Origin of the sequence: Psychrobacter nivimaris (assembly GCF_009812035.1) — a bacterium.
Taxonomy (GTDB): domain Bacteria; phylum Pseudomonadota; class Gammaproteobacteria; order Pseudomonadales; family Moraxellaceae; genus Psychrobacter; species Psychrobacter nivimaris.
Window position 1 is genome coordinate 12,497 of sequence record NZ_VZIZ01000026.1, and the last position, 15,052, is coordinate 27,548.

Here is a 15,052-nt window from a genome sequence, read left to right on the forward strand (position 1 = left end):
ATGAATTGTTTTAGTTCATTTATTATATCTGAAAGGCATGAGTGGTTCTTTGATGTCATTCATAAAGCTCATGTATCTGAATATCTACTACTGCCCAATCCATTCCTTCAAAATCTGGATTATCTTTATGTCTAGTACTATCGGTAGGTAGAGGAATGGCTTCGCCATCTTCTATTAATCCTTTTAGATGGAGCATAATCGCTTCTTTAGCATTATTAGAGATATCTGCACGTTCATCGCTGGCTGAATAGCAACCCACTATGTCTGGGATAAATATGCCATAAGCTGTTGTTTCATTACTTGGTGTAATTGCTATGGGATACTGCATTTAACATTCCTCATGAAGTTTGAACCTAAGTATAACTTGAAATTGTTTAGATAATGCTCTACATAACCCCTTAAACATAACTCACTTTCAAAATTATATTGAAAGTGTTTCAGGTGATGGCTACTGTTTGACCCACAACACTTTCATTACAATAGGCGCTATCACGATGGATAAAATAGAACAGGTATCCAAAACTGAAACAATAATTCAAACAATAAGGGCGGTTTATGACTCTGAATATCACTAAAACAATCTTAATCACCGGCAGCACAGATGGCATTGGCAAATTGGCAGCGCTAAAACTGGCAGAAGCTGGGCACCGAGTGTACTTGCATGGCCGCGATGCTGACAAACTTGCCAGCGTCATTGCAGAGGTTCAAGCAGTCGCGACAGGCGCAGCAGTAGATAATATTGATGGGTTTGTGGCTGATTTTTCTGATTTAACGGATGTGCTAAAGATGGCAGCAGACGTCAATGAAAAACTGCCCAAGCTTGATGTGCTCATGAATAACGCAGGGATTTATACCACAGCATCAGCAATGACTAAAGACGGTTTGGATGTACGTTTCGTAGTCAATTACCTAGCGCCTTATGAGCTGACCAATGCTTTGTTGCCTTTGCTCAAGCAGTCTGATAAAGCGCGTATTGTGAACTTAAGCTCAGCTGCGCAAGCGTCAATATCTTATCAAGCACTTGCAGGTCAAACCCGCCTCGATGATAAAGATGCTTATGCCCAAAGTAAGCTGGCATTAACCATGTGGAGTATGGCATTAGCTGACACAGTCGTTAGCAACGATATCAACGTCATCGCCGTCAATCCAGGCTCGCTGCTGAACACAAAAATGGTCGATGAGGCGTATGGTCAATATTGGTCATCAGCGGACAAGGGCGCAAATATCCTAACGGAGTTGGCCATCTCGGATGAGTTCGCTGATGATACTGGTAAATACTTTGATAACGATATAACAGATGGCACACATGGCGATGCAAGAGGGGCATTTGGTCGACCACATGCTGATGCTCTAAACCAAGCAGCCATTGCAGAGCTTGAGCAGCATACTCAAACAGTATTACAGTCAATTTTTGCATAAGGTGCATAAGACTTATATTTAGCAGCATTAATAAATTTCGAACAATTAAACCATTACTAGGGCGTGTCTTCATTTCAAAAATGGTGATAAAAATGAGATAAGTTGCCGTCAAACGAGGAAAATAGTGCAGATAATATCGGGATATTAACCAGCGATTTGACGATGTTTGGCAAAATTTAGCTATTTTTAGCCCATTTAGATAACTATCGAGTGAATTGAAGACACGCCCTAACTATATTTTCAAATTTTATTATTAAAAAATTTTTCATTAAAAACAGGATACAATATTATGCAAACTATTAAAGCCATTGGTTATCAAAATAATCTACCTATTGATAATGAACAATCGCTACAAGACATCACCCTTGATAAGCCAATTGCTTCAGGCCGCGATATTCTCGTAGAAGTAAAAGCCATATCAGTCAATCCAGTAGATTACAAAATCCGTGAAGGGCGTCCTGCCGCAGAGGGTGAGTATGCTGTTATTGGTTGGGATGCTGCCGGTACTGTGACGGCTGTCGGTGAAGACGTCAGTTTATTCTCAGTAGGCGACAACGTCTATTATGCTGGAGATTTGACCCGTTCAGGCAGCAATGCTGAATATCAGTTGGTCGATGAGCGTATCGTTGGACACATGCCAGCCTCTTTATCTTTCGCTGAGGCAGCGGCATTACCACTCACGACGATTACAGCTTGGGAGATGTTATTTGACCGTTTACAAGTGCCTGTCTCTGATAGCGCAGCGAATGACAGCGATAGTAGCGAGGATGCTAATAACGTCTCAGTATTGGTCATTGGCGCAGCGGGCGGTGTTGGATCTATCTTAACTCAGTTATTAAAGACAAGAACGTCTGCCACGATTATTGGTACGGCTTCGAGAGATGAGAGCGTGCAGTGGCTCAAAGATTTGGGTGCTGATCATGTTATCAATCACCGCAACCCATTGTCTGATGAACTACAAAAAACAGGTATTGCTGAAGTAGATTACGTGGTGAGTCTCAATAACACTGAAGATCATTATGAAGAAATCATTAAATGCTTAAAGCCGCAGGGTAAGCTTGGACTGATTGATGATCCAAAATCACTAGATGCCAACCCTCTTAAAACCAAAAGCTTAAGCCTGCATTGGGAGTTTATGTTTGCACGCTCAATGTTCAATACGCCAGACATGATTGAACAGCATCATTTATTAAATGCAGTGGCAAAATTGATTGATGCAGGCGAGATCAAAACCACGGTCGCTCACAATCTTGGGGCTATCACCGCTGAACATCTACGTAGTGCGCACCAAATGCTAGAAAAACAGCAAGCGCATGGCAAGATTGTATTAGAAGGCTGGTCTGCATAACGCATAACGCCATTTAGATTAATAGGTCCAAAGTGACGCTTTTAGCAGACACGTTGGACCTATTTAAATCAATGATAATAATAAACATAGGATAAATAGATGAGCACGCAAGCAAACAAACCACTTACCATCGTCGCCACTATCAAAGCCAAACCTGAGCACGTTGAACAAGTGAAAACTGAGCTGCTTAAACTGACAGCAGCATCACAAGATGATCAAGGTTGTATCCAATATGACTTACATCAAGAAAATGCAAATAGTAACGGTTTCGTTGTTTATGAGATTTGGGAAAACAACGATTGTCTTCAGCAACATGTACAAAGCCCGCATTTCCAAAACTATGTACAAGTAACAGATGGGATGGTCGATGAATTTGTCGTCACTGAAATGACAGTTATCTCATAGGTTTGATCTATATTCTGCTGCTGACGATAAAATGAATGGTTGAAAGCCATGACTGATAAGATTGACTTTCATGTTTCAAAACAGCGTTTATTGATTTAGATATAAATGACTTTAAATAAAATGTTCAAAGCCATTTATACGCTATTTATTTGCTATTGATCGATGATTGTTCTTGAGCAACGTTCAAAACGATTTTACCGACATGTTTCTTTTCTAAGAAAATCGCTTGAGCAGTATGTATCTCTTTTAATGGAAAGGTACACGCCACGATTGGATTTATTTTACGTTGTTCGATACAGTTAACGAGGGTTCGGAATACTTTAGGCTGAAGCACAGTACAACCGTAAAAGGTTAAGTCTTTTAAATAAAGTGTTCTGATATCTAGCTCTAATGGCTTATAAACCGCTACTAAGTTAAATACTTACTTCATCATTACCGATCCATTTGGGACCTATTTCAACCTCAATATCACGTGCGGTAACGGCTTCAGCGCACTCGGAGCATACTGTCACCGGATGCATAATGTGACCACATGCCTTGTGTCTATGCAACAGCGGTGCCCCGCGTTCATCAGCCATGTGTTTATCACCCCAACTGACCAATGCCAGTACGACAGAGTGCAAATCTAATCCACACTCTGTCAGTCTATATTCCTCACGTAGCGGCCGCTGCTGATAGGCGACTTTTTTTAAAATATCGTATTCAACCAGCTTGCGAAGACGGTTAGATAGGACATGGCGTGTAATGCCTAAGCGTTGCTCAAATACGTCGAATCGTCTGACTCCCAAAAAACAATCACGTAAAATCATGAGCGTCCAACGATCACCAATGACTGCTAAAGTGCGAGCTATCGAGCAAGACTGTTGGTCCAGTTCATCCCAGCGCATAGGTTATCTCCTTTATCGTTAAGTCATAGGTTAGCTTGACAGGTTCCAAAAATAAAGCTATGTTTTTGTTAGTTCTAAAAAGGAACCTATAAGGAAATAGACATGAACAGAGCACCCGTAGCAGTTGTAATCGGCGCAGGCGATGCCACTGGCAGTGCTGTTGCCAGACGTTTTGCGCGAGAAGGTTTTACTTTGTGCGTGACCAGAAGGACTGTTGAGAAGCTAGAGGCATTAGTCAGTGATATCGAAGCGGCTGGGGGAGTAGTCAAGCCATTTGGTTGTGATGCACGTGTCGAGCAAGAGATGGTTGAGCTGTTTGCTCATATTGAAAAAGACATTGGCCCGATTGAAGTAGTGGTGTTTAACATCGGAGCAAACGTTCATTTCTCCATCTTAGATACGACAGAAAGGGTCTATCGAAAAGTGTGGGAGATGGGCGCCTTGGCTGGATTTTTGACAGGTAGAGAAGCGGCAAAAGTCATGATTCCACGTAAGAGGGGGACAATTATTTTTACGGGTGCAACAGCGTCTTTACGCGGTAGTAAAGGTTTTTCAGCTTTTGCTAGCGCTAAGTTTGCTCTGCGGGCATTGGCACAAAGCATGGCGCGCGAGTTGGGACCTAAAGGCATCCATGTCGCACATCCTATCATTGACGGTGCCATTGATACTGATTTTATTCGTGACAACTTTCCTGAGCGCTATGAGCTAAAAGACCAAGACGGTATTTTAAATCCAGAACATATCGCTGAGCAGTATTGGCAGCTGCACTGTCAGCCAAGAGATAGCTGGACGCATGAGCTGGATTTACGCCCATGGATGGAAACTTTTTAATCTTATCTGGTTAATAACCGTCAAAATTTTAATGGATTTTTAATATATTGCAAGGAATGCAAAGATGAGTAAACAAGTAGAGTTTTTCTTTGATGTGGGTAGCCCAGCCAGTTACTTGGCATGGACACAGTTAGCGAGTATCGCGCAGCGTCACAATGCCGAAATTGTTTGGCGACCTATGTTACTTGGCGCAGTGTTTCAAGCCGTTGGTAATACCTCACCAGCTGCCGTACCTGCTAAAGGCGCTTATATGCTCAAAGACCTTAAGCGTTTTTCAGCCATCTATGACGTGCCTTTCCGCTTCAATCCATTTTTCCCAGTCAATACGATGCAGCTTATGCGCGGTGTTATCGCTTATTTGGGGACACCTAAATTTGAGAGTTATTTATCCGCTGTCTTTAATGGGCTATGGGCTGAAAAGTTAAATATGGAATCACCAGAAGTCGTGGCTGAAGTTCTGTCGAAAGCAGGCATTGAGGCGACTGATTTTATGACGCGTATTAGTGAGCCTGAGGTCAAGGCGCGTTTAAAATCTAGTACCGAAGAAGCAGTAGCACGAGGCGTATTTGGGGCACCAAGTTTCTTCGTAAATGGTGAGATGTTTTTTGGTCAAGACCGTTTGAGCTTTGTTGAAGATGCTTTGAGAGACTGAGAATAGTAAGTCATAGGATATATAGATTGCGCTGTACTAGCTCAACGATAATCCATTGGCTTTCAATCCACCAGACATCAGCCGCGATACGTAACCGTGATTTTTCTTAACTGTGGTTTCTCTAGAAAACAACCTTGTCACTCAGTTTAATAACTAAACTCTATGGTTACATTAAGACAAGTCTATATAGTGATAGTTTTGCTTAGACCGCTCTAGTTCCTCTAAATCTATATCTACTGTTACTATATCTGGCGACGAACCAAGTTTTTTGATGATTCGTCCCGTAGGAGAAACGATTAGACTCTCTCCTACAAACTGACCGCCATGACCGATGCCGACACCATTGCAGGTAATCACAAAACATTGGTTCTCTATAGCCCGAGCTTGAGTCAATACATAGTGGGTATTTGCATAGGGAGACATATTGCCGTTTGGCATAAATATGATCTGTGCGCCTTTTTTTGCCAGTGCTCTTGAGCCTTCTGGAAACTCTAGCTCAAAACAAATCTGAGCACCGCAAACCATATCATTAATGCTAACCACTGATAAGTCTTCTCCGCTTGTAAATACCCCAACATCATCAAGCCAAAGTTTTGACTTTCGGTGTTTATGAATGATTTTGCCGTTTTTTATAAAAGAACATGCGTTATAGAAAAGTTGATCCTGTTTGTCAATATGTCCAATAATGATGGTTGAATCTGTATTTTTGCTTGCTTTCAATATGCTGTGAAAGTGCTCTGTTGATTGATGATACAACGCTTCAATATTGTCTAGCGTCGGAAAGCCAGTCAAAGCAAGTTCTGGAAAAATCATAAATCCATCGCAGGCTTGATTGTCATGGATTGATTTTAATATCGCAGCAGCATTTACTGATACTTGATAATCGGTAATATCCATTTGATTGAGGATTATTTGCATAGGTCTTGCTCTTTACCGTAGGGGGTTGATACTTTCACAGTGCTTATTGGTCGCAATTATAGGTAATATTCGTTAATGACGGTCTTTAGAAACACTTATTTAAAATGCTATTTAAAACACTTTTAAAGACATTGTGACTCTAACCAACGACTCAATTTAATGATGTCTGGTTGATTTGACTTTAAGTCATTATAAAAGAAATAGAAACTGTCGCCAGTGAGTAATTCATGCATTGGGATTTTGACAAGATTTTGCTGATGTGTTTGTTCTAGCATCATATAGTTGTCGGTAAGCGTAATACCTAAGTTATAACGTGCAGCCTGTGCGGCAAGCAGTACATGGCTAAATTGATTAATCTTTACCTCGCTTGGCAGCTCAAACCCGCCTGCTTTACACCATTTTAGCCAATCATTAGCCGTGCCTTCACTTCTGTCAGAATATTTTACGGACAGTATAGGGTGTTGCCATAACGCCTCAGGCAATGGCTGATCCTTTATTTCTGCCCAAAGCTTTTGACCACAGACGGGGAATAGCTTCTCAGCGAATAAAAGCTTGCTGACTACATTGCGTTTCGGTGGATTGACGGTAATAAAGCAATCCGAACATTGCTCATTATAGTCGTCTTGGTCTGTCACCATATTTAAGGTCAGCTCAATCTCTGGGTGCTGTTCGCGGAAGTTTTCTAACCGAGGAATCAACCAATTGACAGCCACTGAACTATACAGTGCTAGGCGAATATGGCCAGGCTTATCATGGCGAATGGCCTGACTGGTATTGGATAGAGTAGTCAGCGATTGATTCACCTCTGTGAAATAGCGAGCACCTATATCTGTTAAAGAAAGGGTTCGGCCCTGCCTATAAAACAACGCTTCACCAAGATATTCTTCAAGCGTTCGAACCTGATGACTCACGGCACTTTGCGTCACGTTGAGGCTTTCTGCTGCCTTAGAAAAACTATTAAGCCTTGCTACAGATTCAAAGCATTGTATGGCACGTAATGGGGGGAGTTTCATTATGATTTCAACTAATACTAAACGTTTTTATATCATTATACGTCATGAGTATACGCGAATATACTATTTATCTGACCATTAGATTAAATGGCTTAATTTAAAATTTTATGTATTTTGAGATAGGTATAAGCATGATAATGCCGAAGATGAGTGTTGGATTTGCAATGATACTGTTGGTTGCAGGAAACATGATTGCAGTCCTTTCAGATGCGCTGATAAAAGAATTGCCTGATGGCGCAGCCGTCTATCAGTTTGTGCTATTGCGTCAGCTAACAGCTGTCTTGATGCTGCTACCGTTTTGTTTATTCAACCAAAAAGCCAAGCTACTTAGTAACGTAAAATGGCATTTTGTACGTGGGCATATTTGGTTGTTTGGCGCGGTATTCATGGTGTTGTCTATCCAAGCGCTACCGCTAGCCACGGTCAATGCGATTTTTTATACTGCACCTTTACTGATGTTGCCGTTAGGGTTTCTGTTTTATAAAGACAGACTCACAGCACCAAGCATCATTGTGGCAATACTAGGCTTCATAGGTATTCTTGTCGTGGTAAAACCAACACAAATTAATATGGGTGCTATATTTGCGCTGATCGTGGCCTTAACCATGGCGACAAACAACCTACTAGTGCGTAAATTGCCTTCGAATCACACCGTTGCTCAGACCTTGTTTTTGACCAATTTAGTCGGAATACCGTTGGGGCTTGGTTTGGCTATTTGGGAAAATGCCCCTTTGAGTTGGTACGCGCTATGGATAGCAGCAGGCTCAAATTTGTTTATTTTGATCTATGCGGGTATCTGCGTACTGGTCTACCGAGCGGTTGAAGCACATAAAATATCTAGTGCAGAATATACCGGTCTGTTAGGAGCAGTGGTTATCGGCATCATATGGTTTGATGAAATACCTGATATCAGTCTTTTGATAGGTTCGGCTCTTATTGTCTTACCTTTAATTTGGCTCGCCACGCTTGAGTCTATTAAATATAAAAGAACAGCCTTATAGCGTTTTGAAACATAGAGAGCGGAGAAAGAAAGCGTCATAATATTAGCATGACTTTATGTCATGAATTCGTGTGTTTAAATCGTTTTTTCATACTCATTTTCTGTGGCAAATTACTATAGATACAACCATTCACGCAAGGCTCTAGTCTTCAATGGAGCCTGTGTTTGTTGGAGTTATTACTATGAGGTAGGCCAAATAATGAGCAATATAACCACATTCTCAGTCACATCTTCAAATCGAAAAATAGACCCTTCACGGCGTCGAGGTGGCACGTTCAAAGCTGATGGCTCTCTTAACGACAATGACCGTGTCGAGATAGGTCCAACAGATCTTGCATTCAATGAGTGGGCTGAGCTAGGGCTGACACCTCCTAACCTTACACGAATGCGCGAATACCGCCTCCAAAGAATCGTAAAAGAACTACAGAAAAGAGATCTTGGCGGCATCTTATTGTTTGATCCTCTTAATATTCGATATGCGACTGACTCCACAAATATGCAGGTATGGGTAACCCATAATCACTCTAGAGCCTGTTTTGTATCTGCATCAGGACATCTTATTTTATGGGATTTTCACAATTGTGAGCACTTATCAGCACACCTTCCTTTGATCAAAGAAGTTAGAGGAGGCGCTTCTTTCTTCTACTTTGAAACCGGCGATAGAACTGACGAACATGCCTCTAGGTTTGCTTCAGAAATTCAATCTATTTTACAGGAGCATGCTGGAGACAATAAAAGATTGGCTATCGATAAAATTGAAATTGCTGGTTTCAATAAGATAAAACAGTTAGGAATCGATGTTTTTGATGGTCAGGAAGTGATGGAGTTTGCTCGATCTATTAAGAACGAAGATGAAATTAATGCCATGCGATGTTCAATTGCCTCAACAGAGGTTGTGACCTATGCTGTCAAATCTGTAGACATTGACTTGGGAGATTTTAGTTACGCAGCTTGACGATAAAAATCAAACCACACCTGTCTTGGCGTTTTATAGCCCAAACCCTTTTGGATTCTAGTTTCACTGCGAGCATAGCTCTTGCCTTGCGTCGCTGCAAAGCAGTGCTTTGCTAATAGCTCCTCATTATACTCAAGCTCAATATATTTAATGATGTCATTGATAGCTTCGAATCTCATTTTATAATCCTGATGATACACTAACTCATTTTTCAATATGCCCCAGAAACTCTCTATCGGAGCATTATCAAAGCAATTACCACGTCTGGACATTGAACCCTTAAATTTATGCTTCTTAATGATCTTATGATAGGCATGACTACAATATTGGCTACCTCTATCTGAATGAACAATCAGTCCTTGAGTAGGTCGTTTGTTCTTGATTGCCATATTGAGTGCACGGCATACTAAATCAGCGGTCATGCGCTTATTGATAGCGTAGCCGACCAGCTCTTTGGTGTAGAGGTCTTTAACACCTGCTAAGTATAGCCAACCCTCATCGGTCCAGATATAAGTGATGTCACTAACCCAAGCTTCGTTAGGACGACTGATATCAAATTTTTGGTCGAGCAGGTTTGGATAGATAAACTTGTTATGGTTTGAGTTGGTGGTAACTTTAAAACGCTTGTGACGACGGCAAACAATGCCGTATTCTTCTTTAATGCGTCTTACCATGTATTGACTGATATGATGGCCTTGCTCTGCAAGATGAGCATGCAATCGCTCACAGCCATAGCGCTGCTTAGTTTCATCATGAGCCACGCGAACCAGCAGCTCACACTGGTTGCGGTGGATCTGCTGATTACTAACACCACGATTTATCCAGTTATAATAGCTTGATGGCCTGACATCTAATACGTGACACATACAAGTGATGCTAAATATTTTCTGGTTATCCTTGATAAAGACGTACCTCATCAACTGTCACTGCGGGCATAGCCCTACGTCTTGCGGCACTAAAACAGTCTACTAGACTGTTTCTTAACGTTCCTCATTGGCGAAGTACGCCGTGGCCTCATTCGAGCATAGCTCTCATCTTGCGTCCGGGCGAAGCAGTGCTTCGCTTTATCCTTCCTCATTTAGAATATCTCTCTCTTCCTGAGCAACTTTGAGATCACGTTTAAGACGTTTATTCTCTTCTAGTATAGCCATGAGCTCAGGATCATATTCTTTAGTACCAATAAGCTGGCCTTTATCAGCTTTGTTTTGCCAGTTAGATAATGTCTGCATGGCGATGCCAAGCTGCTTTGCAGTCGCTGAAACATTGCCCTTATTATCTGCTATCTTTTTAACGGCTTCAGCTTTGAATGCTGCACTATAGGTTCTGATTTTCTTAGTCATGATAAACTCCTCATTGAGTCGTTAGTTTACCAAGTTTGGTTCTACAGTTTTTTCAGCATAGCTCAAAACCACCACGTGTGAGGCATCTAGGACTTTAGGTGTATTAAAATGAAAGGCACCTTGCGTGCTTTTGGCAATGCGCGCTTTGCCTGCGTCATCATCTGCAATGACAAAGTTCCATGGTTGAATATTGGTGCTTGATGGACTCATTTGTAGCATGTCTTTAATCTGCTCAAAATCTTCAGCAGATATCTTTTTATTGGCATCAAATACTTTGGTGCTGTAACGCCAGTTTAGTGCTTCATTAATGGTTTTCATGATTGTCCTTAAGTAAAGTAAGTTTCAGTTTTTTAGTCAGCTAGTCATGCAAATGGATTTAACAAACGGTGCTACTCAATCCTTATCGTTCATTGTTAAGTAAGCTAACTGATTAGCCCGTCTTAGCGATGACTCATAATAGTAAATCTCATGCATCGGAACCACTAGCTACAAGAGAAAACACTTTCAATATTATTTTGAAGATAACGTACTTTCAATCTATTAAAAGGTTGTTTATCGCTATACTCAAAGCGGTGATAAGCTTGAGCCTAACCAAAACATTTTGTAATGGAAGAATGTTTTCGATACATTTTAGGAAAAGTAGATTGTGCTAGGGTAGGAGGTGTTTTTTGAGTTGTTTGGAAGTATTTTACTTGCCTACGAACATCTAATGCAGATGGTTGATATTGTTATAATTTATATGACCATAGCTGATTGATTTAAACAGCTTATAAACAGGCGTGATACACCCAATATAGGAGGCCTAGACATGTTTATAGAATTGTTGTTCTTTTATATAGTCGCTATATCGTTGGGAGCTATCGCTATAAATATTTGAGGATAGTAATGTGTTTGTTGCCATGTTTGAATTTGGCAAAAGCACGCATTAAGGGATACAGTAAAATGCTCAGTGCAATCGCAATGAACCAAAGTGTACTGACGTCATTTACACCAAAATATTCTCCATGCGTCATACCGAACTGTTGAACGGCAAATACATACAGCAGTTTCAATACATAGAGATGTACGATATAAAAAAACATTGGTACAGAACCAATGACTACCAGTGGTTTTATCCATGATTTGGTTTCAATCTTTTGGAGCATTACTAATAAGACCAGTCCTATGCCTACATTCCACAATATAAAGAGTAACGATGGTGGATATTTGGTGAGATTCATAAAGCTCATGAAGGTTTCACTCAGAGTCGGCATCATCAGCCATGCTTGATCGCCGTATATATTGGCCAGTCGCAGTACTACAAATAACGCGATACTCACCATGCCAAATGTAAGTAACGTACGATTTCTCTTTCGCACAGACGTAGAGTCACCGAATACAGATGTACCGATACAATAGCCTAGTATGATAACGCCAATCCAAGGCAGTACAGGATAAGAGGTTCTGAAACGAATCACCTCACCAAACTCAATCCAGCCGCGTTCATGAAGTATCAGCCACAGTTGATGCATCATAGGAATGTCGGCAAAGGAGACGGTATCTAATAAATTGTGCCCAAATATAATCACTAAGCTCAGTAGCCACAGCCACTTCTTAGGCAGACCAATAACCGCTGAGAGCGCAATCATACTGAATCCAATCGCCCATATCACTTGGAGGTAAACTACATCAGGTGGAAATTGTGCTGTCCAAGCAAAGTTAATTACAATCAGCTCCAAAAACACCAAAAAAAGCCCGCGTTTGATTAAAAATTCGCGGGTCATTTGAATACTATTGTGTTTGTGTTGGTACAAATAAGCAGACAGTCCCGTCAGTAACACAAAGACAGGCGCACATAAATGGGCAATCATTCGGCTGAAAAATAGTGGTTCATCCGTTCCTGGTATCAGCATTGGATCAGGAACTTGATGGTGTAAGTAAAAGGTCTCTCGAACATGATCCACCATCATGATGAGCATCACAAGCCCTCGAAGTGCGTCGATCGCTTGCAACCGTTGAAAAGGTGTCGCCATACAATAGCCTTTGTATAGTTAAAACGAAACATTATAACATATCAATTATTAGCTACTACTGATTTAAGTACGCATTTTCGCAGAGGTGCTCACTGATTTGGATGTTTATGCTTGTCTTAACTTTTTATGCTGTGTCTGACCTAACGATAGCGTACCGCTGTTAAAACGGCGCGAAATTATCAGGCTGACTGTGCGTATCAGTCCAACGTTGATTGGCATCAATATGACTATTAAGCCCAACTCCTCGTGGTACTTGCATATTATCGCCATATAGCCAAAGCACCATATTGGTACGTTTGCCACTGGTGATTGGATGTGCGGCATGAGGCACCGAGCCTCTATGAATAATCGCCATGCCAGGTTTAAAAATGGCACGTTTGGTTTGCCCTAAATGGCGATCGACAAAGTCAACTTCTGATCCAGTAAAGTCTTCGCCTGGCAGATTTAGGTTAATATTCATAGTCACTGCTGAAGCATCAGTATGAAGTTGTAGCGATGTGTCGCCTGTCGGCTGGTATTGAATCGAGAACCCAAAGGTCTGAGTGTCATAGCCATAAACATTGGCAAATAACAACCGAGCGATAGGGCGCATATATTGATTCATGACTCTATGATAAAACGCCTGAAAATTAGGGGTGGCCAAATAGCCTGACGAGCGCGCATCTAGCATAGCCCCATTACTGTTCAATGCGATACCGTAAGGAGGACGTATAGGAATGTTAGCGTCTGCGATTGCTTGCAGATAACGGCGCAGCGTTGATAGTTGTGCTGGGTCAAAGAGTTGCCCTTGGTATACGTCAGGTAGTATCTCTTGCCATAAGTTTTTAACAGCCGTCTCCGTAGAAGGAGTGCGCCATGCTTGCGTCACTACATCACGTAGAGTTGGATCAAATAATGAGTCATCAAGTACAGGCAAGTCATGCTCAGTGGTTTCCCATTCTGCCCACGCTTGCTCTAGTAACTGGCTGTTTTGATGCCAGAAATGCTCTACCGATGCTGCACGTCTCAGCATATCTGATTTTGACGGTAGTGGTAAGTTGCGTGCCTGCTGTAGTGCGCTCTGTTGAGTATCTCCATCATGGTCGCTATAGTGTTGAGTGTCCTGTGTGCTCGTAGGCCGTATTATAGTATCCATCGTGTATCTCCAAATGTGTGAGTGAACCTTATAGGTGCATGCTACTATAATTAATGATTTTGATAATCAGCAGGTTTAGAGAAATAGTTTCAATAATTTTTATATAATGATGAGGCTAGCAGCAGCAAGTGATGGTGTTTGCTAAGTTAGACGCTAATTGAACGAAGGCATGACGATGAAAAATTTGCAGGATTTACGTATTTTTATTGAGACCGCTCGCTTAGGTAGCCTATCTGCCTGTGCTCGGCACTTAGATCTGTCGCCTGCAGTTGTGAGTGCAGCGGTCAAGCGATTAGAAGCGGAAATTGAGACGGTATTATTTGTTCGCTCTACTCGTAGGCTGCGTCTAACTAGCAAGGGTGAGCAATATTTAAAGCATTGCCGAGATGCGGTGGCTATCTTAGACAATGCTTATGCAGGACTACATGACAATGATGCTGAGCTGACGGGTACCATTCGGCTGTCGGCATCATCAGATTTGGGACGAAACTTAATTTTGCCTTGGTTGGACGATTTTATAGACATTCACCCAAAAGTGACGGTGCAGCTACATATGTCAGACAGCTATGTGGACTTGTACGGTCAGCAGATTGATTTGGCACTACGTTACGGCGCGCCCAAAGATTCATCACTGGTCGCACTACCTATTGTATTGAATAATCGCCCTATATTGTGTGCGTCAAAGGAGTATTTGAGCAAAATTGATAAGGATATTGGTATGCCAAAAATGCCGGAAGATTTATCGCAGCATAATTGCTTACGTTTGGGGCATGATGAAAAGTATTTGAGCGAGTGGACTTTTGAGAAAGCGGGAAAGACTAAACGTGTGGCCGTGGATGGCAATCGCAGAAGTAAAGACGGTGACGTTGTGCGCCGCTGGGCAGTGGCGGGTAAAGGCATCGCATTAAAGTCTCAGTTAGATATAGCCGGCGATTTGAAGGCAGGGAGACTGGTTGAGGTAGAGTTGGACGGCTGGCAAGTGGCCAACTATCCACTATATTTGATTTGTCCAGAACGGCGATTAATCGATCCACTGTTTAATACGGTCAAAGAATACTTGATTGAACGGGTAGAGCAGGTGTTAAGGTAAAACAAAAATTAATGGTTACCCTATTTAATCAGACGAGCAAAACAACA

Annotated in this window: 16 protein-coding genes and 1 pseudogene; 8 read left to right on the top strand and 9 right to left on the bottom strand. The window is 41.6% G+C overall.

The window, feature by feature from the left end:
• Nucleotides 1–55: 55 nt before the first annotated feature.
• A complete protein-coding gene (locus FQV37_RS10525) occupies nt 56–328 on the bottom strand; it encodes a type II toxin-antitoxin system HicB family antitoxin (protein WP_160022885.1) in 273 nt (90 codons plus the stop codon).
• 227 nt (nt 329–555) lie between these two features.
• On the opposite strand from FQV37_RS10525, the gene FQV37_RS10530 reads away from it, so the two are divergent.
• From FQV37_RS10530 to FQV37_RS10540, 3 genes are all read left to right on the top strand, one after another.
• The gene (locus FQV37_RS10530) at nt 556–1,419 is read left to right on the top strand and encodes an SDR family NAD(P)-dependent oxidoreductase (RefSeq protein WP_160022887.1); all 864 of its coding nucleotides are present in this window, start codon (nt 556–558) and stop codon (nt 1,417–1,419) included.
• A 298-nt stretch (nt 1,420–1,717) separates the two neighbouring features.
• A complete protein-coding gene (locus FQV37_RS10535) occupies nt 1,718–2,767 on the top strand; it encodes a zinc-binding alcohol dehydrogenase family protein (RefSeq protein WP_057762481.1) in 1,050 nt (349 codons plus the stop codon).
• Nucleotides 2,768–2,866: 99 nt separating this feature from the next.
• Entirely contained in the window at nt 2,867–3,172 is a 306-nt protein-coding gene (locus tag FQV37_RS10540; protein WP_160022889.1) for a putative quinol monooxygenase, read from the top strand.
• Between the two features lie 145 nt (nt 3,173–3,317).
• On the opposite strand, the gene FQV37_RS10545 is transcribed toward FQV37_RS10540, so the two are convergent.
• Nucleotides 3,318–3,506, bottom strand: a complete 189-nt coding sequence (locus FQV37_RS10545) for a zinc-binding dehydrogenase (RefSeq protein WP_205962084.1) — start codon at nt 3,504–3,506, stop codon at nt 3,318–3,320.
• A 79-nt stretch (nt 3,507–3,585) separates the two neighbouring features.
• Nucleotides 3,586–4,059 (bottom strand): winged helix-turn-helix transcriptional regulator, encoded by a 474-nt coding sequence (locus tag FQV37_RS10550; RefSeq protein WP_160022891.1) that lies wholly within the window; start codon nt 4,057–4,059, stop codon nt 3,586–3,588.
• A gap of 102 nt (nt 4,060–4,161) precedes the next feature.
• Here FQV37_RS10550 and FQV37_RS10555 point away from each other — a divergent pair, with 102 nt between their 5' ends.
• Nucleotides 4,162–4,890 carry an SDR family oxidoreductase gene (locus FQV37_RS10555; RefSeq protein ID WP_160022893.1) on the top strand — a complete coding sequence of 243 codons (729 nt, stop codon included), beginning with the start codon at nt 4,162–4,164 and terminating at the stop codon, nt 4,888–4,890.
• Nucleotides 4,891–4,954: 64 nt separating this feature from the next.
• Entirely contained in the window at nt 4,955–5,542 is a 588-nt protein-coding gene (locus tag FQV37_RS10560; RefSeq protein WP_160022895.1) for a 2-hydroxychromene-2-carboxylate isomerase, read from the top strand.
• A gap of 171 nt (nt 5,543–5,713) precedes the next feature.
• On the opposite strand, the gene FQV37_RS10565 is transcribed toward FQV37_RS10560, so the two are convergent.
• A complete protein-coding gene (locus FQV37_RS10565; protein ID WP_160022897.1) occupies nt 5,714–6,460 on the bottom strand; it encodes a carbon-nitrogen hydrolase family protein in 747 nt (248 codons plus the stop codon).
• Between the two features lie 122 nt (nt 6,461–6,582).
• Nucleotides 6,583–7,473, bottom strand: coding sequence for a LysR substrate-binding domain-containing protein (locus tag FQV37_RS10570; protein WP_160022899.1), 891 nt, complete (start codon nt 7,471–7,473; stop codon nt 6,583–6,585).
• Nucleotides 7,474–7,604: 131 nt separating this feature from the next.
• On the opposite strand from FQV37_RS10570, the gene FQV37_RS10575 reads away from it, so the two are divergent.
• Together FQV37_RS10575 and FQV37_RS10580 are read left to right on the top strand one after the other, a co-directional pair.
• On the top strand, nt 7,605–8,474 hold the full coding sequence (locus FQV37_RS10575) for a DMT family transporter (RefSeq protein WP_228153121.1): 870 nt from the start codon (nt 7,605–7,607) through the stop codon (nt 8,472–8,474).
• A 198-nt stretch (nt 8,475–8,672) separates the two neighbouring features.
• Complete coding sequence (locus FQV37_RS10580; protein ID WP_160022901.1) at nt 8,673–9,428, top strand: aminopeptidase P family N-terminal domain-containing protein; 756 nt, start codon at nt 8,673–8,675, stop codon at nt 9,426–9,428.
• On the opposite strand, the pseudogene FQV37_RS10585 reads toward FQV37_RS10580, so the two are convergent.
• The 4 genes and pseudogenes from FQV37_RS10585 to FQV37_RS10605 form a co-directional block, all read right to left on the bottom strand.
• Nucleotides 9,416–10,768 (bottom strand): annotated as a pseudogene (locus FQV37_RS10585) (IS3 family transposase). The gene FQV37_RS10580 and the pseudogene FQV37_RS10585 overlap by 13 nt on opposite strands.
• 21 nt (nt 10,769–10,789) lie before the next feature.
• Entirely contained in the window at nt 10,790–11,086 is a 297-nt protein-coding gene (locus FQV37_RS10595; RefSeq protein WP_160022903.1) for a nitroreductase family protein, read from the bottom strand.
• Between the two features lie 545 nt (nt 11,087–11,631).
• On the bottom strand, nt 11,632–12,780 hold the full coding sequence (locus tag FQV37_RS10600; protein WP_160022905.1) for an acetyltransferase domain-containing protein: 1,149 nt from the start codon (nt 12,778–12,780) through the stop codon (nt 11,632–11,634).
• Between the two features lie 160 nt (nt 12,781–12,940).
• Nucleotides 12,941–13,915: a 2OG-Fe(II) oxygenase family protein gene (locus FQV37_RS10605; protein WP_198551541.1), complete on the bottom strand. Its 975-nt coding sequence runs from the start codon at nt 13,913–13,915 to the stop codon at nt 12,941–12,943.
• A gap of 175 nt (nt 13,916–14,090) precedes the next feature.
• On the opposite strand from FQV37_RS10605, the gene FQV37_RS10610 reads away from it, so the two are divergent.
• A complete protein-coding gene (locus FQV37_RS10610) occupies nt 14,091–15,005 on the top strand; it encodes a LysR family transcriptional regulator (RefSeq protein WP_160022907.1) in 915 nt (304 codons plus the stop codon).
• Nucleotides 15,006–15,052 lie beyond the last annotated feature (47 nt).

Excerpts from the sequence above, each read along its gene's own strand:
- FQV37_RS10525 (WP_160022885.1), bottom strand. The coding sequence starts at position 328 with ATGCAGTATCCCATAGCAATTACACCAAGTAATGAAACAACAGCTTAT.
- FQV37_RS10530 (WP_160022887.1), top strand. The coding sequence starts at position 556 with ATGACTCTGAATATCACTAAAACAATCTTAATCACCGGCAGCACAGAT.
- FQV37_RS10540 (WP_160022889.1), top strand. The coding sequence starts at position 2,867 with ATGAGCACGCAAGCAAACAAACCACTTACCATCGTCGCCACTATCAAA.
- FQV37_RS10550 (WP_160022891.1), bottom strand. The coding sequence starts at position 4,059 with ATGCGCTGGGATGAACTGGACCAACAGTCTTGCTCGATAGCTCGCACT.
- FQV37_RS10555 (WP_160022893.1), top strand. The coding sequence starts at position 4,162 with ATGAACAGAGCACCCGTAGCAGTTGTAATCGGCGCAGGCGATGCCACT.
- FQV37_RS10560 (WP_160022895.1), top strand. The coding sequence starts at position 4,955 with ATGAGTAAACAAGTAGAGTTTTTCTTTGATGTGGGTAGCCCAGCCAGT.
- FQV37_RS10565 (WP_160022897.1), bottom strand. The coding sequence starts at position 6,460 with ATGCAAATAATCCTCAATCAAATGGATATTACCGATTATCAAGTATCA.
- FQV37_RS10570 (WP_160022899.1), bottom strand. The coding sequence starts at position 7,473 with ATGAAACTCCCCCCATTACGTGCCATACAATGCTTTGAATCTGTAGCA.
- FQV37_RS10575 (WP_228153121.1), top strand. The coding sequence starts at position 7,605 with ATGATAATGCCGAAGATGAGTGTTGGATTTGCAATGATACTGTTGGTT.
- FQV37_RS10580 (WP_160022901.1), top strand. The coding sequence starts at position 8,673 with ATGAGCAATATAACCACATTCTCAGTCACATCTTCAAATCGAAAAATA.
- FQV37_RS10595 (WP_160022903.1), bottom strand. The coding sequence starts at position 11,086 with ATGAAAACCATTAATGAAGCACTAAACTGGCGTTACAGCACCAAAGTA.
- FQV37_RS10600 (WP_160022905.1), bottom strand. The coding sequence starts at position 12,780 with ATGGCGACACCTTTTCAACGGTTGCAAGCGATCGACGCACTTCGAGGG.
- FQV37_RS10605 (WP_198551541.1), bottom strand. The coding sequence starts at position 13,915 with ATGGATACTATAATACGGCCTACGAGCACACAGGACACTCAACACTAT.
- FQV37_RS10610 (WP_160022907.1), top strand. The coding sequence starts at position 14,091 with ATGAAAAATTTGCAGGATTTACGTATTTTTATTGAGACCGCTCGCTTA.